At 66.1% G+C, this 22396-nt stretch carries 17 protein-coding genes and 1 pseudogene; 8 read left to right on the top strand and 10 right to left on the bottom strand.

Annotated features, from left to right (window positions below):
• Nucleotides 1-49 precede the first annotated feature (49 nt).
• The 3 genes from Q4F91_RS05765 to Q4F91_RS05755 form a co-directional block, all read right to left on the bottom strand.
• Nucleotides 50-1042 (bottom strand): DUF362 domain-containing protein, encoded by a 993-nt coding sequence (locus tag Q4F91_RS05765; protein ID WP_303335529.1) that lies wholly within the window; start codon nt 1040-1042, stop codon nt 50-52.
• Between the two features lie 152 nt (nt 1043-1194).
• On the bottom strand, nt 1195-2259 hold the full coding sequence (locus Q4F91_RS05760; RefSeq protein ID WP_303335528.1) for an alpha/beta hydrolase: 1065 nt from the start codon (nt 2257-2259) through the stop codon (nt 1195-1197).
• A gap of 42 nt (nt 2260-2301) precedes the next feature.
• Nucleotides 2302-2781, bottom strand: coding sequence for a cupin domain-containing protein (locus tag Q4F91_RS05755; RefSeq protein WP_303335525.1), 480 nt, complete (start codon nt 2779-2781; stop codon nt 2302-2304).
• A gap of 401 nt (nt 2782-3182) precedes the next feature.
• Here Q4F91_RS05755 and Q4F91_RS05750 point away from each other — a divergent pair, with 401 nt between their 5' ends.
• Together Q4F91_RS05750 and Q4F91_RS05745 are read left to right on the top strand one after the other, a co-directional pair.
• Nucleotides 3183-4085, top strand: coding sequence for an AraC family transcriptional regulator (locus tag Q4F91_RS05750; protein ID WP_303335521.1), 903 nt, complete (start codon nt 3183-3185; stop codon nt 4083-4085).
• Nucleotides 4086-4735: 650 nt separating this feature from the next.
• Nucleotides 4736-6286 (top strand): DASS family sodium-coupled anion symporter, encoded by a 1551-nt coding sequence (locus Q4F91_RS05745; protein ID WP_303335519.1) that lies wholly within the window; start codon nt 4736-4738, stop codon nt 6284-6286.
• Between the two features lie 328 nt (nt 6287-6614).
• On the opposite strand, the gene brnQ is transcribed toward Q4F91_RS05745, so the two are convergent.
• The 7 genes from brnQ to Q4F91_RS05710 form a co-directional block, all read right to left on the bottom strand.
• Nucleotides 6615-7940 carry a branched-chain amino acid transport system II carrier protein gene (gene brnQ, locus Q4F91_RS05740; protein WP_303335517.1) on the bottom strand — a complete coding sequence of 442 codons (1326 nt, stop codon included), beginning with the start codon at nt 7938-7940 and terminating at the stop codon, nt 6615-6617.
• Nucleotides 7941-8486: 546 nt separating this feature from the next.
• Complete coding sequence (locus tag Q4F91_RS05735; RefSeq protein ID WP_303335515.1) at nt 8487-9491, bottom strand: hypothetical protein; 1005 nt, start codon at nt 9489-9491, stop codon at nt 8487-8489.
• Nucleotides 9492-9668: 177 nt separating this feature from the next.
• Entirely contained in the window at nt 9669-10154 is a 486-nt protein-coding gene (locus Q4F91_RS05730; protein ID WP_303335514.1) for a helix-turn-helix domain-containing protein, read from the bottom strand.
• 427 nt (nt 10155-10581) lie between these two features.
• Nucleotides 10582-11928, bottom strand: coding sequence for an esterase-like activity of phytase family protein (locus tag Q4F91_RS05725; RefSeq protein WP_303335538.1), 1347 nt, complete (start codon nt 11926-11928; stop codon nt 10582-10584).
• A 448-nt stretch (nt 11929-12376) separates the two neighbouring features.
• Nucleotides 12377-13396: an aspartate-semialdehyde dehydrogenase gene (locus Q4F91_RS05720; protein WP_303335512.1), complete on the bottom strand. Its 1020-nt coding sequence runs from the start codon at nt 13394-13396 to the stop codon at nt 12377-12379.
• A gap of 37 nt (nt 13397-13433) precedes the next feature.
• Nucleotides 13434-14744: an aspartate kinase gene (locus tag Q4F91_RS05715; RefSeq protein WP_303335510.1), complete on the bottom strand. Its 1311-nt coding sequence runs from the start codon at nt 14742-14744 to the stop codon at nt 13434-13436.
• Between the two features lie 135 nt (nt 14745-14879).
• The gene (locus tag Q4F91_RS05710) at nt 14880-15953 is read right to left on the bottom strand and encodes a homoserine dehydrogenase (RefSeq protein ID WP_303335507.1); all 1074 of its coding nucleotides are present in this window, start codon (nt 15951-15953) and stop codon (nt 14880-14882) included.
• Nucleotides 15954-16401: 448 nt separating this feature from the next.
• On the opposite strand from Q4F91_RS05710, the gene thrC reads away from it, so the two are divergent.
• The 6 genes and pseudogenes from thrC to Q4F91_RS05680 form a co-directional block, all read left to right on the top strand.
• Nucleotides 16402-17895 (top strand): threonine synthase, encoded by a 1494-nt coding sequence (thrC, locus tag Q4F91_RS05705; RefSeq protein ID WP_303335505.1) that lies wholly within the window; start codon nt 16402-16404, stop codon nt 17893-17895.
• Nucleotides 17896-17933: 38 nt separating this feature from the next.
• Nucleotides 17934-18815 carry a homoserine kinase gene (gene thrB, locus Q4F91_RS05700; RefSeq protein WP_303335503.1) on the top strand — a complete coding sequence of 294 codons (882 nt, stop codon included), beginning with the start codon at nt 17934-17936 and terminating at the stop codon, nt 18813-18815.
• A 427-nt stretch (nt 18816-19242) separates the two neighbouring features.
• Nucleotides 19243-19884 (top strand): nitroreductase, encoded by a 642-nt coding sequence (locus Q4F91_RS05695; protein WP_303335500.1) that lies wholly within the window; start codon nt 19243-19245, stop codon nt 19882-19884.
• Nucleotides 19885-20155: 271 nt separating this feature from the next.
• On the top strand, nt 20156-20725 hold the full coding sequence (locus Q4F91_RS05690) for a flavodoxin (protein WP_303335498.1): 570 nt from the start codon (nt 20156-20158) through the stop codon (nt 20723-20725).
• A gap of 155 nt (nt 20726-20880) precedes the next feature.
• Nucleotides 20881-22014: a P1 family peptidase gene (locus tag Q4F91_RS05685; RefSeq protein WP_303335495.1), complete on the top strand. Its 1134-nt coding sequence runs from the start codon at nt 20881-20883 to the stop codon at nt 22012-22014.
• 122 nt (nt 22015-22136) lie between these two features.
• A pseudogene (locus Q4F91_RS05680) lies at nt 22137-22396 on the top strand (hypothetical protein); the annotation flags it as partial.

Below are 22396 nucleotides of genomic sequence, written 5' to 3'. Positions count from 1 at the left end.
GTCTGTTCAATCAGATGAAGGAAACGGTTCCGATGATCCGGGGGCGATGTCAGGCGGAAATCAGGCGGTAGCGGGTGCTGCCGACGCCGATCTTTTCGGCGAGGTCGAGGAGGAAAACGCTGTGGATCCTCTCCCACTCGCTGCGCTCGGAGTCGGACGCCGCCGCGCCGTAGGTGATGTCCGCCGCAGCGCGGTCGATGGCGACCGGGTCGGTGCTGGCGAGAAGCCCGATGTTCCCGAGGTTCTTGGTCCCCGCGCACCCGCAGTCGGGCTCGAAGGCGTCGAGCACCTGCAGGAACACCCAGCGCCCGGGGCGGGCGTCCATCGCCGCCTTCACGGCGTCGGCCATCGCCTCGGCGGTCTCCTGCGCGGGGGTTGACGTGTAGTGGCTCGTGATGCGGCCCGCGCTGTGGATGAGCGCCTTGCCGGCGAGCGACCCCATGCAGATCGAGAGGTTCTTCATCGTCCCGCCGTAGCGCGGAAGGTGGTGCGCCTTGAAGCGCACGATCGAGACGAGCGAGTCGTAATTGGCGAAGTGCTTTCCCGTGATGGCGCGGGTGAGGCGGTGCCCGCCCGTGAGCGGCAGATCCATGTCGCCCTCCGCGTCGATGATGTCCACGGGCGCGACCTTCGTGAAGCCGTGGGCCTCGGCCACCTCAAGGCGCGCCGCGGGGTTCGCGGCCGAGGACGAGTAGCCGAGCGTGTCAAGGAACGTGCCATTCAGGCGCTGCACGAGCGGGCCGATCAGCGCCGGATCGAGGTGCGGACCGCCCGGGCTCTCAAGCGCGATCTTGACGCCGACCCCGCCCGTCGCGGGACGGCCGAGGAGGTCGTAGAGGGCGGAGAGCTTCTCCGGCGTGATCTCGGGCGAGAAGTAAACGGCCGGGGCCGCGGGGTCGGCGGTCGCATGCGTGAGTTCGGTCGTGCCCACGCGGGTGAGCACGGAAGCCTCGGCGGCACGGGCCGGGAGAATGTTCGAAACCGTCTGGATCGCCGCGCCGGCGATGGCTGATCGAATGAGAAAGTCGCGTCGCTGCATCATGGTGGTCACCTGTGTGTCTGGTTGTTCTGTTGTTCCGGGAGGACCGGCCTGAAGGATTTCGGGCGACGGCCTCCCCCGGCCGCCGGATCCGTCCGGATCTGGCGGTCATGCTGTTGACTGTTTTTCCTGAGAAATCTCCCGGTGCGGGCGTCTCAGCGCTCTGAGTCCCTCACCGCTTCCGCCGTGCCCCCGAGGGCCTCGCGGAAGAATCCGGCGAGCTTCTCCACGGCCTCGCCCACGCAGGGATCCCGGTCATAGAGATCGATGTGGGAGGCGCCCTGGACGAGGAAGAGCTCCTTCGGGTCCCGCGCCATCGCGAAGGCGTCCTCCGAGAGGTACCTCGTGTCGGCGTCCGAGCCCGCAATGAGGAGCACCGGCCGCGGCGAGATCCAGTCGAGATGGTCGAAGGCCGTGTAAGCGAAGAGCCGCGCGATGCTCGTGAAGCGGTAGAGGTTCGGACTCCTCGGGTGCGCGCCGCGGATGCGGCAGTACTCGGTCGCCTCACGGGCGAGGGACCGCGCCGGCGCGTCCTCAGGCACCTCGCCCGGCTCCGCGACGTAGTGGACCCACTTCACCGGGCCTCCGGCTGCCTCAAGGGTGCGCTGCTTCGCCACCGCCTCAAGCGCCTCGGCGCGGGACAAATCCGTCATCACGCCCCCGATGCCCTCACGGCGCGTCCTGCCGCTGTCCACCGCGCTCACGGTCGCCGCGGCACGGATTCTCACGTCGGTCTGCGCGGCGTGGAGCGTGTAGCCGCCCCCGGCGCAGATGCCGAGCGCACCGATCCGCTCCGGGTCAACGCAGGCGAGCTGCGTGAGCCAGTCGACAGCCGCGGAGATGTCCTCGACACGGTCATCGGGGTTCTCCTCGAGCCTCGGCTCGCCGCCGCTCTCGCCCTGGTGCGAGGGATCGAAGGTGACGGTGACGAAGCCCCGGGCCGCGAGGCGCCTTGCATAGAGGCCCGCCGCCTGCTCCTTCACGCCGCCGCCGTTCGGGGAGACAACGACCGTTGGAAGACCCTCGTCGCGCCTCGGCCCCGCGGCCGGGACGTAGAGAAGCGCCGCGAGCGAGTGGCCGCGCGTCGGGATGCGCACGCGCCGCTCGGTTGTGCCGTCCGGCAGGCGCCTGAAGACAATCTCCTCGGCCTCCGTGCCCGGCGTCACGAACGGGTGATAGTGCACGCCGCCCTTCACAGTGCTGCTCGACCTCATCTCCATTTCCGTTCTCCCTCTTCAAGGAACCCTTGACGGCGCACCGGGTCAGTACGTGCCCGGGGCCTTCGCGTAGTCGGCGTCGGAGACGGCCTCGAGCCACTCGACGTTCTTGCCGTCCTTCACGTTCGTGAGCGCGAGATGCGTCATCGCGGTCTCGGGCGAGGCGCCGTGCCAGTGGCGCACGCCCGCCGGGCACCAGACGACGTCGCCCGGGCGGATCTCGCGCACCTCGGTGTCGGTGCCGACGCGCCCGCGGCCCTGGAGGACGATCAGACGCTGGCCGGCCGGATGGGTGTGCCAGAAGGTGCGGGCGCCCGGTTCGAAAGTGACGTAGGTGGCCGAGTAATGGCTGTCGGCGTCGGGGCGGGAGACGGAGTCCGTGCGGACCGTGCCCGTGAAGATCTTCGAGGACCCCGTGACCGAGGGCTTCGTGCCTGCGGGCTCGATCACGTGCTCAGCGGCGAATGCGGACCCGGCGAGCAGCGCGGTGATTGAAAAAAGGGCGGCGGTGATACGGATCGACATGGCGGACTCCTTTGGACTCTTCATCGGGCTGGCTCATCCATCCCGTTGAAATCAGTCTATTTTTTCCGCCTTTTGCACTGTGACGCCTTTTGCGCGGCTTTTGTCTATTTTTGATCAATCGCGAGCGAGAGCCCTCGAAAGCCCCTTCCGGAAGGCACCGCGGATGAGTGAGCGGTCACTTCTCCTGGGCGGAGGCCGGGATGTCACGGAAACCCGGTAAACAGCCTCCAAAGCCCTTCGGTAATGCGCCGCGCCGTGACATTCCCGCGCGATGCGCTTGACAATTTACTGTTTTCGATCAATCGTGACCCGAGGGTATTCCGCCGGGCCGCCGCGTCCCCATAATTTCAACTCGAAGTGCCGGCGCCCCGTCCGGCTTCCAGGTCCACCGGAGGTCTTCGATGCAAAGAATCTTCAGTCCCGAGCTGCGAGCCAAGGCGATGCGCTATGCGCTCAAGGAAGGCTACAACGACACCGGGATTGACGGTCTCTCGCTTGTCGCCAACACGCACGCGGGCGAGCGCCGCTCCTTCGTCGCGCTCTTCGCGAGCATCATCATCCAGGGCGAGAAGCGCACCGAAGTGGGCGGCAGAACGTACATCTACGGCGAGGGCAAGTGCGTCGTCAACTGCATCAACCGCCCCTCCGAGACCGTCATCGTGAAGGCGAGTCCCGAGCGTCCCTTCCTCTCCTTCGTCCTGCGCCTTGACCCCGAGATCCTCTCGAGCATCATCAGCGAGACGCCGCAGGCCTTCACCGAGACGCAGCCCGACGCGGGCCCCGTCTTCGTGATCGACTGCACCGACGACATGTGCGGCGCCTTCGAGCGTCTGCTCGATCTCGCCGACCATCCCAAGGAGCGCGAGGTGCTCGAGCCGATGCTGCGCCGCGAGGCCCATGCGAGGCTGCTGCTCTCCGAGCTCGGCCCCTGGATCCGCACCCTCTACGCCACCGGCACGCGCTCCGAGCGCATCGTGCGCGCGATGTCCGTGATCCGCGAGCGGTTCCGCGAACCGATCGAGGCCGACGAGCTCGCCGAGACCGCGCACATGTCCCCCGCAACCTTTCGCCGGCACTTTCGCGCATTGGCCGGTTGCTCACCCGTGCAGTACCAGAAAACACTGAGGCTCTTCGAGGCGAGAAGGCTCATCACCGTGGGCGCGAAGAGCGTCACGCTCGCCGCGGCCGAGACGGGCTACGCCTCGGCCTCGCAGTTCAGCGCCGACTTCCGCCGCTTCTTCGGCGAGACGCCCCGCGAGGTGATCCGCCGCGAACAGGCCGCCTCGGACGCTGACGCCGCCTGATCCTGCCGGCGCCCTCTCCCGGTGCCTCTCCGGCACATTCCTGCCCGCACGCGCCCGCCGGCCACGCACCGACGGGCGTTTTTGATGCGTCAGGCACCCAGCCGGCACGTTTTCTGCAGTGAGGAAAGACGCACTGCCGCACCGGAAGAGGCTCGTGCGAGTGACCGCTCACGCGCACGGACACCGGCGTCAGCTGCTTTTCTTTACGGAGGAACGGCGCGCCGCCGCGCACCCCGCGCCGCCGGTCATTCGCAGGCTTCCTCGATGAACCTGCGCGCACGGATGCACAAAATACTTAAGGCAATGTCCTGATTTTCAAAGAAGTGCATGCACTACTTCAGTGCCTCATTGCGGTGCGCATTTGGCGACCAATGCCGACGGCTTCCATCGCCAGCGGCGTGGATAAGGATGAGTGCGTCGTGGATTTCCCCCGCGGGGGTATTCCCGTTGCCCTGAAGAGACGTGCCCGGCGGTAAACCGCCTCAGGCACGGGCTTTGCTTACTACTTTTAAACCCCGAACCGAAGGCAGCCGCGAACCGTTGATAAAGGCTGCCCGAAGAGCTTCAGCACCGCCGCGGGAGAACGTCGGAACTTCTCCCGGACCCCGGCGGCAAGACACGTCAACACCCAACACTGGAAGGAAAACAAAATGACTGCTCTATCGGCCACCGTCGGTTCGACCGACACCACCGGCAAGGCGGGCCTCGCCGCTCCCGCCGCGTCTGTTGCCACAGATGCGGCGAAGCCGGGTTTCTTCAAGCGCTACGGCCTCATCTTCGCCTTCATCGCCCTCGCACTGATATGTCTGGCCCCTGAACAGCAGGGCCTCTCCGTGGGCGGCCAGCGCATGATCGGCATCATGGTCTTCGCGGTCATCACGTGGGCCACCTCCGCCGTCTCGTTCCCCGTCTCCGCGGGCGTCATCATGGCGCTCATCGCCGTTCTCCTCGGCACCTCCCCGAAGCCTGACGGCTCGGGCCTCATCGGCACCTCGGCCGGCATGCGCTCCGCGCTCGGCGGCTTCTCCTCGACGGCCTTCTGCCTCGTGGGCGCCGCGCTCTTCCTCGCCGCCGCCATGATGAAGACGGGCCTCGACAAGCGCATCGCCCTCTTCACGCTCTCGAAGATCGGTGCCACGCCCAACCGCGTCGTCATCGGCATCATCCTCTGCGGCTTCATTCTCTCCTTCTTCGTGCCGTCGACCACGGCCCGCGTCGCCTGCCTCGTTCCGATCGTCATCGGCATGGTGCGCGCCTTCGGCCTGCAGATCCGCTCCGCCTTCGGCGCGATGCTGATGATCACCGTCGCCCAGGTCGACAGCGTCTGGAACGTCGGCATCAAGACCGCCGCCGCCCAGAACATGGTCGCCGTGAGCTTCATCCGCGAGATCACCGGTCAGGACATCTCCTGGCTCGACTGGTTCATCGCTGCCGCTCCGTTCGCCGCCTGCATGTCCGTCGCCCTCTACTTCGTCGTGACCAAGCTCCTCGGCAACTCGGTCGAGCCCTTCAAGGGCGGCGCCGAAGCCGTCAAGAAGCAGCTCGCCGACCTCGGCCGCATGACCGCCGACGAATGGAAGCTCACCGCCGTCTCGCTCTGCCTCCTCTTCCTCTGGGTCACGGAAAAGAACCTGCACTCCTTTGACACGACCACCACGACCGTCTGCGCCATCGCCGTCCTCATGCTCCCGGGCATCGGCGTCATGGACTGGAAGACGACCGTGAACCGCATCAACTGGGGCACGCTCCTCGTCTTCGGCGTCGGCATCTCGCTCGGTTCCGCCCTGCTCTCGACCAAGGCCGCGCAGTGGCTCGCCAACTGCATCGTCTCGGGCTTCGGCCTCGCTGACGCCACGACCCTCGTCGTCATCGCCATCATGGCCGCGTTCCTGATCATCATCCACCTCGGCTTCGCCTCCGCCACGGGCCTCGCCGCCGCGATCATCCCGATCATCCTCGCGGTGCTCGGCGAACTCAAGGACCCGAACGTCAACCTGCTCGGCATGACGATGATCCTGCAGTACGTGATCAGCTTCGGCTTCATCCTCCCGGTGAACGCCCCGCAGAACATGATCGCCTTCTCGACGGGCGCCTTCGACACGAAGACCTTCGCCTTCACGGGCATCATCCTCACCTTCTGCGCCTACGGCTTCGTCCTCCTCTTCTCGCTCACCTACTGGCACTGGCTCGGCCTCTGCTGAGGCGAGTGAGTCCTCCCGGCCCTTCTCACGAAGGGCCCGGGCGGGAAAGGCAAAGAAAAGCTCTGGAGAGCGCCTGCGGAAACCTCCTCCGCAGGCGTTCTTCTTTTGTCCCGGGAGAAAGCGCTTCCGGACGGTGCAGGGCTCGCCCGGGCATTCCGGCCCCGGACGGGCCGGGGCAGCCACAGGCCTCTGGAACTCTGAGAAAGCCCCGGCTGCCTTGCAGTGCCGCACCGCCTCAACCGTCCTGAAGACGAACGCCCGAAAAGAACGCCCCGCCGTGGAGTCCCGGCGGGGCGCTGCTGTTGTGAATCAGACTGTCAGCTCAGGATCAGGCGGCGGCGGCCTTCTGCGGCACGACGGCCTTCCAGACGAGGCCGATCACGAAGCCGACGATGGCGAACGGCACCCAGCCGAGGCCGAGCGTGTGGAGCGGCACGTACGCCTTCAGCGCTTCCCCAAGGGCGCCGAGGCTGAAGCCGACGGTCTCGATGCCGTTGACGAGCGCCATCACGAAGGTGAGGCCCATCGTCCAGACATAGACGCACTGGCGGCCGCCGAAGAACGAGTGCAGGAAGATGAGAGCGATGAGCGCCACGCAGAGCGGATAGATGAACATCAGCACCGGGATCGTGGAGACGATGATCGTCTTCAGGCCGAAGAGGCCGATCAGGTAGGAGATCACCGTGAAGAGGGCGACCCACTGGCGGTACTTCAGGCGCCCCGTTGTCTCCATGAAGAAGACGGCGCAGCAGGTGAGCAGGCCCACCGACGTGGTGAGGCAGGCGAGGAGCACGATCACCGCGAGGAGCATCGCGCCGAAGCTGCCGAAGAGCACCTGGGAGCTCTCGGCGAGGATCGGGGCGCCGGTGTCCTTGAGGCCGATCGCGGTCACGCTCTCCGCGCCGATCTTGGCGATGAAGATGTAGACGACGGCGAGCAGCAGCGCGGCGATGAAGCCCGCCTTGAAGACCTGGCCGGAGATGTGCTTCGGGTCCGTGACGCCCGCCTCGCGGACGGTGTTCACGACGAGGGTCGAGAAGACGAGCGCGGCGATGGCGTCAAGGGTGTTGTAGCCGTCGAGCACGCCCTGCACGGCGGCGACCGTGGCGGTGGCGTAGGCCTTCGAGGGTTCCTGGAATTCACCGAGCGGCGTGATGAAGCTCATGGCGATCAGCACGAGGAGCGTCGCGAGCAGCGCCGGGGTGAGCATCTTGCCGATGCGGTCAACGAGCTTCGAGGGCGAGGCGGCGAGCCAGTACGAAAAGCCGAGGAAGAAGACGAGGAAGATCGGGAGCGCCCAGGACGAGGGATCGGGGCCGAGGAACGGCGCCACGGCGATCTCATAGGAGACCGTGCCGGTACGGGGAATGGCGAAGCACGGGCCGATCGCCATGTAGCAGACGACCGTGTAGAAGAGGCCGTACATCGGAGAGACGCGGCTTGCGACTTCACGCAGATCGCGGCAGCCCGAGAAGCCCACGGCGACAATGCCCAGAAGCGGAAGACCGACACCCGTTATGCAGAAGCCAAGCAGTGCCCAGCCGACGTTCCCGCCGGAGGCCTGGCCCATGGCCGCAGGGAAGATCAGGTTGCCGGCGCCGAAAAAGAGGGCGAACAGCATCGAGCCGATTGCGATGAAGCGTTTGTTATCCATTGACTATCTCAAGTTCTTCTGGTGGAGAGAAGGCCCACCGGGACGGGGAGCCCTTCCGCGCACTTCCGGGGAAAAGTTGCACGGAAAGCACAGCGCCGGCGGGGAATCCGACGGCGGAACGGTAACAATACGCTACTTTTTTGCGTTCATGTTGTCAGGTTTTCCCGTATTGCAACCCTGTTATCAGAAATATCAACGATGAACGATCAAAATTTTTCAGAAATTTCTGAAATGGCCCCTCAAAATACCGTGTTTACGGTATCTTTTCTAAGGACTTCTGCTTAACCCTCCCGCACCATTACGGAACAGCAGAGCCCCCGGAAAACGGTTTCCGCGCCCGGAAACCGTGCAAAATACCCTCGAAGTGGTAATTGTGAACATCCGTTCAGACCTCACCTCCTTTGCTGCGCTTTTCAAGTGAGCACCGGATTCGCCGGGACGGATTTCCCTTTGACCGACGCCTTTCCGAGGAAAGGCCGGAAGGGAATCCGTCGGCGGCGAAAAGCCCCGCCCGGTGCGGGGCTGAACCGGGAAACATCCGATGCCTCAGGCAGCCTTCGGGCCGGGAGAGCGGGCGAGCGCGTCATAGAAGACATCGTCATTCATGGAGGCCATGCTGTCGTTCTCCAGGGCTTCCCAGGCCTCCCGGACGGACGGATCGTCGCTGTCCGCGTACCACGCGGCCCATTCGTCGGCGTTGTCGCTCTCATGGAGCGCGGGCGCGGCGAGCTCCGCGAGCTCGGGGTCGGCGCGGAAGAACTTCAGGATCTCGTCGACAAGCAGGAGCTTCAGGATGTCCGCGACCAGCCGCCGGATGTCCGAGCGAGGATCCTTCATGAGGGTGTCGAGCACGACCTCCGGCAGGCCGTCGGTCCAGCAGACCTCGCGGCGCACGCAGGCCGCGGGGACCGAGGCGAGCTCAAGGAGAAGCGCGTCACGCCGCTCCGCCTCGAGATCCTCGGTCGCGTCAATCAGAATGCGCGCAGCGGTGCCGGCGTCCCTGACGGGCAGGATCCCGTCCTCGGTCTCAAGCCTGAAGAGTCCCGCGCCTCCGGCGGCCTCCCCGGCCGTGCGCGCCTCGTCGACGAGCCACTGCACAGAGGCCGGCGCGGTGCTTGTCGAGCGCCTTACCGCAAGCGAGAGCGCCTCGAGAAGTTCGTCGAGCGACGCGGGGCCCTCGCCGCACTCGGCGAGGCGGAAGACCTCCGTGAAGCGGTCCTCCCAGGCGGCCTCGGTCATGCCGACGGGCACCGTCAGCACCGCCGGGTTCGAGGCGGCGGCAAGCCGCACCGAGGCGCAGTCGTCCCGCAGCAGCCCGAGGAGCACGCGCGGGTTGGAGCTCGAGAGCGCCGCCTCCCGGCGCCGGCGCCAGTCCGGGTCGAGCGCCCTGCTGTCCGCGGCGGATCCCTTCACCACCCTCACCACGGGGATGCTCGAGTCGGGAACGGCCGGGATGCCCGAGAGGTCGGGGCCGGTGAGAAGCCCCTCGACCGACTCGGCGGGAACGGAGACGGAATAGCTGCGGAAAAGAAGTCTGGCGTCGGACGTCATGATGCACTCGCGGAAACATGGAACACTTCCTCCGGGTCTGCCTGAAGAGAAAGTCTTCAGACCTCCCGGAGGCCTCGGTTCAATTGTCCACGGGTGTGCGTCAGTTGCCCTCGCAGCGATGCAGACGGCCTTTCCGCCGCCATTCCGTGTTGATTTTTAAGAAAATTCGAGAACGCGTCAGTCGGAGGACTTTTCTGCAGCCGCATCCACGGCCGGGGCGGCCGCCTTCGCCGGCTTCCTGCCCCTGCGGGCCGGCTTCACGGCGGGCTTCTCAGCCGCCTCCTCCGCCGCCGCGGCGTCCTCATGACCGCCCAGCACCTCCTCGCCCCCGCCCTCCGGGCTGCCGCTGCCGAGCGAGCGGCGGTAGCGGCGCCAGACGAGCTGCACGAGCGAGATCGAGCAGTTGAGCATCCCCGCGATCGTGCGGTCCGGCGCGCCGAACTTCTTGAGCTCGATGATGATCCGGGTCTCCATCTCGTCGAGCGGCTGACGGCGCCGGTAGGCCGTCTCAAACTCGCCCTTGACCCAGGCGCGCTTCCAGTCGCGCACCGTCGCGGGCGAGAGGCCGAGCTTCGTCGCCGTGAGCTTGTAGCCGTCACCGGCCTCAAAGAGCTTCACCGCCGCCTCTCTCAGCGATTCCGTCGCTTTCTTCCATTCGGTCATGCCAGATACTCCGCAGGGTAAACCTGAGAAAAAATGCCCCCGCACGCCCCCGCGGAGATGCGCTTTGTCCGGAAGGCCGCGGGGGGAGTCGTCATCGGACCGCAGTGCTGCGCAAAAATTCGGCGGGGGGGGGGTTAATGCCTGTCCGAGTATACCGAAAGCCGCGCCGTTCGTACAGATCATCTATACAGACTGACAGATATCCGACAACGGATCTGCGCGAATGCGGAGGGTTAAAACTGAAAATCCGTGACTCGCCCGTGCTACAGAGTTGTGAAAAGTACAACCCGTTCCCGGATTTTGCAGAACTTTCAAATGATTGAGGCCTGCGGCGGGAAAACGTCGTCGAAATGCAGGGAAGGCGCCTCTCCCGGGAAAAGGCGCCTTCAGACAATGAGAATCAGAATCTGTTGCCGAGGGGCAATTTTCAGTCGGCGGGCTGCGGCGTCTCCGCCGGTTCCCCGGCCCCTTCGGTCTCCTCCTCGTCACCACCGAGCACGGGGCGGCCTAAGCGGATGAGGAAGAACTGGGTGCGGATGTCGGTCGGGTTCTTGCGGACCACCGTGAGACGGGCGCCCGACTTCTCGCCGGCGAACGTGAGCGTGCCGTCGGCCTCGAGCACGTAGTCCGTGACGGTCGGGACCTCGATCACCGGGTCCTCGACGCGCAGTTCCGCGCCGAAGTTGCTGTCGCTCACCGCCGCGACGGTCTGCCCGTCGGGGAGCAGCGCGATGCCCTTGATGCTCGCGGCGTTCTGGCCGAGATCAGCGAGATTCATGAGCGTCGTGCGCGCCACGATGCCGGGGCGGTTGCGCTTCCAGCGGGCGATCTTGTCGCTCGGGATGCCCGTGATCTCCTCGGCTTCGGAGAAGTCGGCGAGCACGAGCTGCGCGCGGCGCGCGCCGCCCTTGGCAATGCCCGACTCGAGGACGAGGAACTGCTCCGGGCCCGCTGCGGCGAGGTCGCCGATCACCGGACGCGCCGTGCGCTTCCAGGTCTGGCGCTCGAGCGCCCAGAGGTAGCTCCTCGAGGTGCGCGCGACCGGGTCGATGACGATGAGGCGCGCAAAGCGGTCGATGCCGAGCGAGTCCATGTCGATCGTGATGAGGCGGCCGTCGGGAAGCACCGAGAGACCGCAGAGCGCGTCGGGGAATCCGGCGAGCCCGGCGGGAAGTCCGTCGCCCGGGGTGAGCGCGTCGCGCTCCACGCCCTGCGCGGAGAAGAGCCTGATCGCCGGGCCGTAGGCGTCCGTCACCCAGAAACCGCCGTCGGCGGAGATCGCAAGCCCCTCGGGATCCACGGAGCGGTTGCTCCCCGAGATCTCCTTGTTGGCGAGCGAGAGCACCTTGCCGAACTTCCGGTCGCGGGGCGGAAGGCCCGAGTAGGCCTTGCCCTCGGAATTGGTGAGCGCGACGGGGCCGAGCACGCGGGCGCGGCCCGCGCCCACCTCGATTCGCATGATGCGCGGCTGGAACATGGGCGAGAGGAAGTAGCGCGCCTGCGAGAGCGAGCCGTCCTCGCCGCGCACGCGCGGCGCGGGCAGCGTCGGCCCGCGGTTCGTCATGCCGTGGAAGATCAGCGTCCCGTCCTTGCGGGCGCCCGAGAAGACGAGCGCGACGCCGGTGCGCATCGGAAAGACACCCTCGGAGAGCGTCGGGGCACCGACGGTGCCCGACGGAAGCTTGAGTGACGGCGTCTCGGTCTCAAAGACCTCGACCTTGTCGATCAGCTCAGGTTTCTTGTCTGCCGGGAAGGAGGTGGTTTCTTCTGCCATGGTCACGGGAAAAAGCTGTTCTTCGTCTCTGAATGTCCAGCTGCTTGAGGGGAGTTTGTCCGGGTGTTTTGTTGTTTTCAGAGAATTGATGAGACCCGCCGGGACCGGGACATCAAAAGTCCCCCGTCCGTGTTCCGCGGATCTGTCGTCTCCGCCGCCCGGTGCGGCGCGCATGCCGTCCGAGGCGTAATTGCGCATTGTAGCCGCTGAGAGAGTCGAAGGGCTTCGCCGTCGCAGTTTTCGGCCCCCGTAAAGACCCTCCCTGTTGTACCCGAGTCACGGCCGGAGCCTGCCGCCCCAAAGTGCGCAGAAGTGAAAACGGTGCCGGTTCCCTGAATCGGAAACGGCACCGTTCACCCCGGTCCGGGTATCGGAGAGAGGCCGGAGGGCCCGGGGAGAGGGTTTCAGTCGCCCTCCCCGTCAGCCCTGACGTGCCCCGCTCGCGCTATCAGGCGAGGCCGAAGGCGATCTCGGCGATCTGGATCGCGTTCGTGGCGGCACCCTTGCGGACCTGGTCGCCGCAGCACCAGACGCAGAGCGACTTGTTGTAAATCTCCTTCGGAGCGGAGATGTCGCGGCGGATGCGGCCGACGTAGACGAGATCCTGGTCGCTCGTGAGCAACGGCATCGGATACTGCTTGTTGTTCGGATCGTCGCAGAGCTTCACGCCCGGGGCGGCGGCGATGAGCTCGCGGGCCTCCTCGGGGGAGATCTCCTTCTCGAACTCGATCGTGAGGGCCTCGGCGTGCGAGCGGATGACCGGGACGCGCACGCAGGTGCAGGAGACCATGAACTCCGGATCGTGGAGCATCTTGCGGCCTTCGTTCTGCATCTTCATTTCCTCGGACGAGTAGCCGAGCTCATTGAAGCCGCCGATGTGCGGGAAGAGGTTGAAGGCGATCGGATACGGGAAGGTCTTCGGAGCCGGAGCCTCGCCCTCGGGGGCGTGGACCTGGTTCATCAGATCCTCGATGCCGCCCTTGCCGGCGCCGGAGACGGCCTGGTAGGTCGAGACGATCATGCGGCGGATGCGGGCCTTGCGATGGAGCGACGCGACGGCGGCGAGCGCGATGATCGTGGCGCAGTTCGGGTTGGCGATGAGGCCCTTGTTCTTCGCGACGTCCTCGGGGTTCACCTCAGGGATGACGAGCGGCACTTCCGGATCAAGACGGAAGGCCGAGGAGTTGTCCACGACGAGGATGCCCATCTTGGCGGCGTCGGGGAGGTACTGCTTGGCGACGTCGTTCTCGGCGGCGCCGAGGAGGAGGTCAAGACCCTTGAAGGCCTCGAGGGAGGCTTCCTGGACCTTGATCTTCTGGCCCTTGAAGTCGATCTCCGTGCCGGCGGAGCGGGAGCTGCCGAAGAGACGGAGCTCGGAGATGGGGAAGTTGCGCTCCGCGAGCACGATGCGCATCTGTTCGCCGACGGCGCCCGTTGCGCCGAGAATGCCGACCTTGTATTCCTTCATTTCAGTTTCTCCTGTCAAGAGTGCCGGTGCTTACGCGTTACTGCGCGAAGCTCTGGTAAAGGGCGCGGACGGCCTTCTCGAAGTCCTGGTTCGCCACGCCGACGATGATGTCGATCTCGCTCGAGCCCTGCGAGATCATGCGGATGTTGACGCCCGCGTTGCCGAGGGCGGTGAAGAGCTTGCCGGAGGAGCCGGCGCGCGAGTTCATGTTGCGGCCGACGATGGCGATGACGGCCATCGGCTCGGTGACGCGGATCGAGTCGGGCTGGATCTTTTCCTTGATCTCGCCGAGGATCTCGTAGAGGTTGTGCTCGACGTCCTTCGCGTGCAGAACCACGTTGAAGCCGTCGATGCCCGACGGGAGGTGCTCGATCGAGACGCCGTACTTCTCGAGGACCTGCAGGGCGCCCGAGACGATGCCGACCATGTTCGACATGTTGCGCTTGACGATCTCGATCGAGAGGAAGCCCTTCTTGCCGGCGATGCCGGTGACGAGCGGGCCGTTCACCTCGTCCTTGATCTTGTCGAGCACGAGCGTGCCCGGATCCTGCGGACGGTTCGTGTTGAGCACGTGGATCGGGATGTTGTACTCGCGGATCGGGAAGATCGCGTCCTCGTGCAGAACGCTCGCGCCCATGTAGGAGAGCTCGCGCAGTTCGGCGTACGTGATGCGCTCGATGTTGCGCGGGTCCTTGACGATGCGCGGGTCGGCCATGAGGAAGCCCGAGACGTCGGTCCAGTTCTCGTAGAGGTCGGCCTTGAGGCAGCGCGCGAGGATCGAGCCCGAGATGTCCGAGCCGCCGCGGGTCATGACCTTGATCGCGCCGTCGGGCGTGCGGCCGTAGAAGCCGGGCATCACGAATCGGTCGTGCTGCTCGAGGATGCGCTTGAGGTTCTCGCCCGTCTTCTCGAAGTTGAAGCTGCCGTCGAACTCCATCGCGACGATGTCGGCGGCGTCGGCGAACGGGAAGCCGAGGAAGTCAGCCATGAGGCGCGAGGTGAAGTACTCGCCGCGGCTCACAAGCTCGTCGACGCTCATCTCGGGGATGCGCTCGCAGAAGGCGTCGAGATCGGCCTCGATGTCGGTCTTGAGACCCAGTTCATTCTTGATCTCGAGGAAGCGGCCGCGGATGATCTCGAAGACCGGGCGGTAGTCAACGTGATAGTCGACGTGGGCGCGGCAGAGATAGAGCAGATCCGTGATCTTGTTGTCGCTCTTGTTCTTGCGGCCGGCGGCCGAGATGACGACGAAGCGACGGGCCGGATCGGCCTCGATGATGGCCTTGACCTTGCGGAACTGCTCGGCGCTGGCGCAGCTGGAGCCGCCGAATTTGGTGATCTTGAGCATGGCTGGATACTCTCTGGGAAATGTGAGACGAAAAAGGGGGATGAAGTGAACAGTAGCGGACGGAACCCCCGGCGGGGTATCGCCCGGAGTGATTAGTGCGGAGATCAGACCGGCTTGAGAGGTGCCGGGGTACCGTCAGTCCTCAGGCTCGAAGGCCATGAAGACACCGCGCTCACGGGCGATGGCCGAGAGCTCCTCGAGTGTTCGACCCGGGATGCTCCCGTCAGGGAAGTGACCTGTGCCGCGCAGGATGCCTGCGTCATACGTGAGTGACTTGTTTTCGGCCACGGACTCGACCTTGCCCGTGAGGATGCTCGTGAGATCCTGCAGGATCGCGTCGGCCGTGGGGTGGCCGCCCGCGCCCTGACCGTAGAACTTCAGCGGGCCGACGACGTCGCCCACCAGGGTCGCGCAGTTGTAGTTGTCGCGCACATTGGCCTCGATCGAGCCCGCGGGAATCACGACGGGAACGACGCCGAGCGCGTAGCGGTGATGCGTGCGACGGAAGATCATCATGTGGCGCACCGCGCGGCCGTGCTCGCGCAGGTCGTCGAGGATCGCCTTCGAGATGCGCTCGATGCCGAGGATCGGGAAGGGATGGGTGCAGGGGGCGCCGGTCGCGACGGAGGCCGAGATGATGGCCTTGTTCGCCACGTCGAAGCCGCCGATGTCGGCCGTGGGGTCGGCCTCGGCGTAGCCCTTGGCCTGGGCCTCGGCGAGCGCCGCGTCGAACTCCATGCCGAAGCGGTCCATGCGGTCGAGGATGTAGTTGCCCGTGCCGTTGAGGATGCCCTGCATCGCCTCGATCATGTCGACGCGCGCGGCCTTCTTGACGTTCTCGATCCAGGGAATGCCGCCGCCGCAGGAGGCTTCGAAGAGGAGCGGACGGCCGGCGGCCTCGGCCGCGGCGGTGAGTTCCTCGTAGTGGGCGGCGAGCGCCGCCTTGTTGGCCGTCACGACGGCCTTGCCCGCGCGCAGCGCGCGGACCATGTAGTCATGGGAAGGCTCTATGCCGGAGAGGACGTCGACGACGACATCGACCGCGGGATCATTGATGATCTCGTCGAAGGACTCTGTCATCAGCGGACCGCCGGCCTTGCCGGGGCGACGCAGTATGTAACAGAGCTCTATCCCGCAGTCACGCTCGGCGAGCAGCTCGGCAACGCTTCTGCCTACGGTGCCAAACCCGAGCAGTCCTATTTTCAGCATGTTTCCTCCTCTTCTCACGGGGGACTCGCCGGCCGGGCCGCGCGTCTCCGGGAAGGCAGGCCGCGCCGCACCGAATTTCCCGGCGCCTGCTGAAAATAGTGTCAGAGCACCGGACCGGCTCATTTGTGGCGGAGGCCGACTGAGTGACTCTTCCGAGGGGTCTCTCAGGGGCAGGCCCGCCAATTGGAATTACTTCACCTTATCCTACCCGAGCAGGCCGTCCCTAACTCTCCCTAGTGATTCAGGACAATGGCCTAGGCGCACTGAGCCATTTCGGATAATGCGAAGAAGTTTCAGCTTCCGAAGGCTTTCCGGGGCTCCCCAACGCCGCCCGCGGGCGTTTTCTCTCTCTAATATGACGGCCTTGAGGAACCTCAGGCGCCCTTTCCCCGGGACATCGGGAGAACGCGGGCGCCCGAAAGACACAAGTCAGAGAGAAAGACCAGACATGCAGTACCACAGCACCCGAAACCCCGAAGAAATTCTTTCCGGCCGCGAAGCCGTCCTGCAGGGCCTCGCCCGCGACGGCGGCCTCTTCGTGACCGACTCGCTCGACGGCTGCCAGATTGACCCGGCCACCCTCACGGGCGGCTACCACGACACGGCCCGCCGTGTCCTCTCCGCGCTTCTCGATGACTACTCGGCCGAGGAGATCAACGCCTCTGTCGAGGCCGCGTACTCGGCGAAGAACTTCTCCTCGCCCGACGTGACGCCCGTCACCCCGATCGGCGACATGCACCTCCTCGAGCTCTACCACGGCCCCACGGCCGCCTTCAAGGACGTCGCGCTCTGCATGCTCCCGCAGCTCATGAGCCGCGCGCTCGAGGGCACGGGCAGGAAGCTCATGATCATCACCGCCACCTCGGGCGACACGGGCAAGGCCGCCCTCTCGGGCTTCCAGGACGTCCCGGGCATCGGCATCACGGTCTTCTACCCCGAGGGCGGCGTCTCCGCCGTCCAGCATCTGCAGATGGCCACGCAGGAGGGCGCGAACGTCGCCGTCTGCGCCGTGCGCGGCAACTTCGACGACGCGCAGACGGCCGTGAAGGCCCTCTTCGCCTCGCCCGTGACGAAGGACCTCGGCGAGATCGGCGTCTCGCTCTCGTCGGCCAACTCCATCAACATCGGCCGCCTCGTGCCGCAGATCGTCTACTACTTCGACGCCTATCGCCAGCTTCTCCAGGCGGGCAAGATCAAGGCGGGCGACGAGATCGACTTCACGGTCCCGACCGGCAACTTCGGCGACGTGCTCGCCGGCTACTGCGCCAAGCGCATGGGGCTCCCCGTCGGCCGCCTCGTCGTCGCTAGCAACGCCAACGACGTGCTCACCGAGTTCCTCGAGACCGGCGTCTACAACCGCAAGCGCACCTTCTACAAGACCATCTCGCCCTCGATGGACATCCTCGTCTCGAGCAACCTCGAGCGCGCCCTCTACTGGATCGACGGCCACGACGCCGCGCGCACCCGCGCGCGCCTCGAGGCCCTCAAGTCCGAGGGCGTCTACTCCGTCGACGCGGACCTCCTCGCGAAGTTCAAGTCGATCTTCGGCTGCGGCTCGGTCGATGACGCGGGCACGAAGGACGCAATCCGCGAGGCGTGGGAAACGACCGGGCGCCTCATCGACCCGCACACCGCCGTCGCCTGGGCCGTCGCCCGCCGCGAGCGCCGCGCCGGCGTCGAGATGGTCGTGCTCTCGACCGCGAGCCCCTACAAGTTCTGCCGCGACGTCTACACGGCGATCTACGGGGAGCTGAAGACCAAGGCCGCAGACGAGGGTGCGCAGGCCTTCGAGTACATGGACGCGCTCGCGGACAACACCGGCGTCGAGCCGCCCGCGTGCCTCTCCGGTCTCCGCACGAAGCCCGTCCTCTGGAAGGACGTCGAGAACATCCCCGATCTGCCGCAGTACGTCCTCGCGCAGGCCCGCGCGAAGCTCGCCTGAGGCCTGTGAGAAGAAAGAACCTGAAAGGAGTTTCCCTGATGCTCGTCACCGTACGCGCCCCGGCCTCGACCTCGAACCTCGGCCCGGGCTTCGACTGCCTCGGCCTTGCGCTCTCGCTCACCTCGACCTTCACGTTTGAGCTCAACGACACCCTCGTGATCGACGGCTGCCCAGAGGAATTCAGGAACGAGGACAACCTCGTGATCCAGGGCTTCCGCGAGGTCTACATGGAGGCGGGCGAGACGCCCCCGAACGTGCACCTCACGATCGAGGCGGAGGTTCCCGTGGCCCGCGGACTCGGCAGTTCCAGCACCTGCTTCGCCGCGGGTGTGGCCGCCGCGAACGCCTACCTCGGCAACCGCTTCACGCGCGAGCAGCTCTTCCAGATCTGCGCGCGCTTCGAGGGTCACCCGGACAACGCCGCGCCCTGCATGCTCGGAGGCCTCTCGGCGTCCTTCGCGACCGAGGACGACTTCCACTCGGTGCCGCTCGCGCTCGATCCCGAATGGCGCTTCGCCACGGTCATTCCCGACTACGAGGTGAAGACCCACGAGGCCCGCGCCGCGATGCCGAAGGAAATCAGCGTGAAGGACAGCGTCTTCACGACCTCGCACGCGATCGCGATGATCCACGCGCTGCGCGAGGGCGACGAGAAGCTCCTCGCGCTCGCCTGCCGCGACCGCCTGCACGAGCCCTGCCGCAAGAAGCTCATCCGCGACTACGACGCGCTCCGCGCGCTCGCGCTCGCGAGCGGCTGCGCCGCGTTCTTCATCAGCGGCTCGGGTTCCACGCTCATCGCCATGACGCGCTCGCAGGAAGTCGCCGAGCGTTTCACCCGCGAGGCGGTCGCGAAGTTCCCGACCTTCGGCGCGCACATCCTGCGCGCGGTCGAGGGCGGCACGCAGGTGACCATCAGCTGATCGAGTCGCTCAGTACCCAGGACGCCACGAGGCCGGCTGTTCAGCAATGAACGCCGGCCTCGCGCTTTTCCCGGACCTGGGGGGCGGGGGAGCCTCCGGAAGCTGCCCGGGGCCTCCGCGCACCGGAGGAGCCGCCAGGGAGACGGGCGAGCAGCGAGGCGCCTCCCTCACCGTGCTCAAGCCTCGGCCCTTTACGATTCCGGCCGCGAGAGATCCCCGGCCGTCCGGAGAGCTCCCCTGAGAACCATCCTAAACCATGGTGAACCGTTTGCTGACGCAGCCGTTTTGATGATTTTCTTGGAAAATTCGGCATTTTTGAAAAATCCGGGGGAGGCCTATACGCAGAATTTCTCAAGCGCCCGCCCTGCGCCGCCGCGCTAGACTCGGAGAAGTTCCGTCTCCTTCCATTTTTCCCTGTGAGGCTCCCATGCAGTTCTCCGACCTTCTCCGTGCGCGCTACAGCGTGCGCCACTTCACCGACCGTCCCGTCGCGGTCGAGGATCTCCGCGCGATCGTGGCCGACGCGCAGCGCGCGCCCTCGTGGGTGAACGCCCAGGGCTGGCGCGTCTGGATCGCCGTGGGCGAGCCCCTCGAGCGCATCCGCGCCGAGTACAAGAAGCGCACGGACGCCGGCATCGCCGGCACGCCCGACTTCGGCAACTTCCCGCGCACGAGCTGGAGCGCCGCGGCGCAGCGCAACATGTCCGTCTTCTCGAAGGCCCGCGAGGACGCCGGTCTCGCCGAGGCGAAGGAGACCTCGCAGTCGTACCTCTTCCACGCGCCCGCGGTCGCGTACCTCACGATGACGAACCCCGAGAACCACTGGGCGACGCTCGACCTCGGCGGCTTTGAGCAGACGCTGCTGCTGGCCGCCGCCGACCGCGGCATCGGGTCGGTGCCCGCCTACAACCTCGTGAAATATCCGGACGTGCTCAGAACCGAGCTCGCGATCCCCGACGAGGAGAAGATTGCGATCGGCATTGCCCTCGGCTACGCCGCGGACGTGCCGCTCAACGCCTTCCACTCGACCCGCGTTCCCACCGACGAGATCCTCACCATCGTCGGCTGAGCGAATCCGCACGGCATCACTGAAGAGCCGCCTCCCCGCCGGGAAGCGGCTCTTTGCTTTTCCGCGGCCGCCACTTGGCTGCGGTGAAGTTCGTTTCAGGACTTATGCGAATTATCTATAAATTCTCATGAGAAATTGATATTGGACATATCTGCTTCACTTCTCCTAGACTGAAGCTCAGATCGGCAAAGTCCTCCTCTCACGAACTTTCGCCTGAGTTGCGCCGGCAGATCGCCCGCGCGGTCACCCACACTTCCTCATGGAGTTCGTCATGGAATTCAGCACCAGCCGCCGCAGTCTTCTCCTCTCCACCGCCGCGCTCTCGCTCACGGCGCTCACGCCGGGTCTCCTCCGGGCCGCCGAAGGATCGCGCGCGATCGTCATCTACTACAGCCGCACGGGCACCGTCGAGGGGCTCGCTCAGGAGATCGCCCGTCACGCGAAGGCCGACATCCTGCGCCTTGACGTGAAGGTCCCCTACGCCGAGGCCTACGAGGACATGACCTACGGCGCCCAGGAGGAGGTGCGCACGAACGCCCGCCGCGAGCTCTCGACCGTGATTCCCGACCTCTCGGGCTACGACACCGTCTTCCTCGGCTCCCCCTACTGGTGGGGCTCCATCTCGGTCCCGGTGAACACCTTCCTCATGGACCATCCGCTCGCCGGCAAGAAGGTCTTCCCCTTCATCGTCTCGGCGAGCTCCTCGCCCTCGGGCGCCGTCTCGCGCATCCGCGAGCGCTGCGCGCAGGCCACGGTCGGCAGGCACTTCCACGTGACGCAGTCGCGCGCCGGGTCGGCCACCGCCGCGCTTGACCGCTGGGTCGACGAGGCGCTCAAGTAATTGGCTCTCCTTTCAGGCTCTCTCCTGAGACCGCCGGGGATTCCGCAAGGGATCTCCGGCGGTAATTCATTTCCTTGTCCGAAAAGAGCCTTTCCGGGCGGCACGTCAGGAAGGCGCGATAATGCCTCTCCGAACCGCTTTTTCCGGAGCCCAGAATGTCCGCCCTGTCCGCCACAGTCCTTCCCGCCAATGACCGTCCCCGCGCCCGCGAGGCGGGCCTCACCTTCGGCGTCATCCCGACGGGGAGGTTCAACGCCATCACCGACGTCGCGGGCGTGACGGTCGGTCAGGTGACGCTGCACGACGACGCGCGCGGCATGCACACGGGCGTCACGGCGATCCTGCCTCACTCCGGGAACATCTTCCAGGAGAAGGTCCCCGCGGGGATCTTCCTCGGCAACGGCTTCGGCAAGATGACGGGCTACCCGCAGGTCGCCGAGCTCGGCAACCTCGAGACCCCGGTCGTGCTCACCAATACGCTCAGCGTAGGCGAAGCGCTCGCCGGCGTCGTCGACTGGACGCTCTCTCAGCCCGGGAACGAAACGGTCATGTCCGTGAACGCCCTCGTGGGCGAGACGAACGACGGGCGCGTGAACGACATCCGCGCCCGCTTCGTGAAGCCCGCCCACGTGCTCGAGGCGATCCGCTCCGCCTCGGCCGGTCCCGTCGAGGAGGGCGCGGTCGGCGCGGGCTCGGGCACCGTGGCCTTCGGCTTCAAGGCCGGCATCGGCACGGCGTCGCGCGTTCTCCCCGCGGCCGCGGGCGGCTGGACCGTGGGCGTCCTCGTGCAGGCGAACTTCGGCGGCATTCTCACCGTGAAGGGCGTCGAGGCGGGGCTCGCGCTCGGCGGCTGGCCGCGCGAGGATGTGCTCGGCAACCCCGACGGCTCGATCATGATGATCATCGCGACCGACGCGCCGCTCGACGCCCGGAACCTGAAGCGCCTCGCCACCCGCGCCTTCATGGGCATGGCGAAGACGGGCGGCATCGCCTCGAACGGCTCGGGCGACTTCGTCATCGCCTTCTCCACCAGCGAATCCGTGCGCGTGCGCCATGACGCGCCGAGGCTCGAGCGCGAGGGCGCCGCCCTCGTGAGAAACGACGACATGACCCCTCTCTTCATGGCCGCGATCGAGGCGACCGAGGAGGCGATCATCAATTCGCTCTTCAGGGCACGGGATGTCGCGACTTGTGACGGAAAGGTCGTGCGCGCCCTGCCGCTGCCCAAGATCCTCGAACTCCTCGACCGCGCGGGGGCGCGCAGTCCCTCAGCATTCCCTCAGGAATGAAACTTTCTGTTGAATAAGAAAGCCGTCGCTGACAACTCGGTTACATGACGGAAACCCTTCGGGGAGGTGGCACGGGTATCCTTGAGACAGGTACCCGATCACCACACTCAAAGGAGCCGATCATGACAAACACGAGTCGTCGCAACCTGCTCCGCTTCGCCGCTGCAGCCGCCGCCGTCACGGCAGCGCCGCTCGCCTTCGGGCACGAGATCATCATCTTCGGGCTCGATCCCTATGCGCCGCCGCCCCCGCCGCCTCATGCACCTCCGCCGCCTCCCCCGCCGCCGCGCTACTACGCGCCGCCTCCTCCGAGGCCGCGTCCGCACCATTTCGGCGGTCCGGGCGGCCCGGGGCCGAGAGGTCCGGGCGGTCCCGGCGGACC

The sequence above is a fragment of the Sutterella sp. genome, from assembly GCF_030539355.1.
Taxonomy (GTDB): Bacteria; Pseudomonadota; Gammaproteobacteria; order Burkholderiales; family Burkholderiaceae_F; genus Sutterella.
Note: the sequence above shows the minus strand (reverse complement) of the source record. Positions and strands in the feature narration are given on the sequence as shown.

Coding starts and splice junctions, on each gene's coding strand:
- Q4F91_RS05745 (WP_303335519.1), top strand. CDS start 4,736: ATGACTGCTCTATCGGCCACCGTCGGTTCGACCGACACCACCGGCAAG.
- Q4F91_RS05750 (WP_303335521.1), top strand. CDS start 3,183: ATGCAAAGAATCTTCAGTCCCGAGCTGCGAGCCAAGGCGATGCGCTAT.
- Q4F91_RS05760 (WP_303335528.1), bottom strand. CDS start 2,259: ATGGAGATGAGGTCGAGCAGCACTGTGAAGGGCGGCGTGCACTATCAC.
- Q4F91_RS05685 (WP_303335495.1), top strand. CDS start 20,881: ATGTCCGCCCTGTCCGCCACAGTCCTTCCCGCCAATGACCGTCCCCGC.
- Q4F91_RS05725 (WP_303335538.1), bottom strand. CDS start 11,928: ATGGCAGAAGAAACCACCTCCTTCCCGGCAGACAAGAAACCTGAGCTG.
- Q4F91_RS05755 (WP_303335525.1), bottom strand. CDS start 2,781: ATGTCGATCCGTATCACCGCCGCCCTTTTTTCAATCACCGCGCTGCTC.
- Q4F91_RS05695 (WP_303335500.1), top strand. CDS start 19,243: ATGCAGTTCTCCGACCTTCTCCGTGCGCGCTACAGCGTGCGCCACTTC.
- Q4F91_RS05735 (WP_303335515.1), bottom strand. CDS start 9,491: ATGACGTCCGACGCCAGACTTCTTTTCCGCAGCTATTCCGTCTCCGTT.
- brnQ (WP_303335517.1), bottom strand. CDS start 7,940: ATGGATAACAAACGCTTCATCGCAATCGGCTCGATGCTGTTCGCCCTC.
- Q4F91_RS05720 (WP_303335512.1), bottom strand. CDS start 13,396: ATGAAGGAATACAAGGTCGGCATTCTCGGCGCAACGGGCGCCGTCGGC.
- Q4F91_RS05715 (WP_303335510.1), bottom strand. CDS start 14,744: ATGCTCAAGATCACCAAATTCGGCGGCTCCAGCTGCGCCAGCGCCGAG.
- Q4F91_RS05710 (WP_303335507.1), bottom strand. CDS start 15,953: ATGCTGAAAATAGGACTGCTCGGGTTTGGCACCGTAGGCAGAAGCGTT.
- Q4F91_RS05765 (WP_303335529.1), bottom strand. CDS start 1,042: ATGATGCAGCGACGCGACTTTCTCATTCGATCAGCCATCGCCGGCGCG.
- Q4F91_RS05730 (WP_303335514.1), bottom strand. CDS start 10,154: ATGACCGAATGGAAGAAAGCGACGGAATCGCTGAGAGAGGCGGCGGTG.
- Q4F91_RS05690 (WP_303335498.1), top strand. CDS start 20,156: ATGGAATTCAGCACCAGCCGCCGCAGTCTTCTCCTCTCCACCGCCGCG.
- thrB (WP_303335503.1), top strand. CDS start 17,934: ATGCTCGTCACCGTACGCGCCCCGGCCTCGACCTCGAACCTCGGCCCG.
- thrC (WP_303335505.1), top strand. CDS start 16,402: ATGCAGTACCACAGCACCCGAAACCCCGAAGAAATTCTTTCCGGCCGC.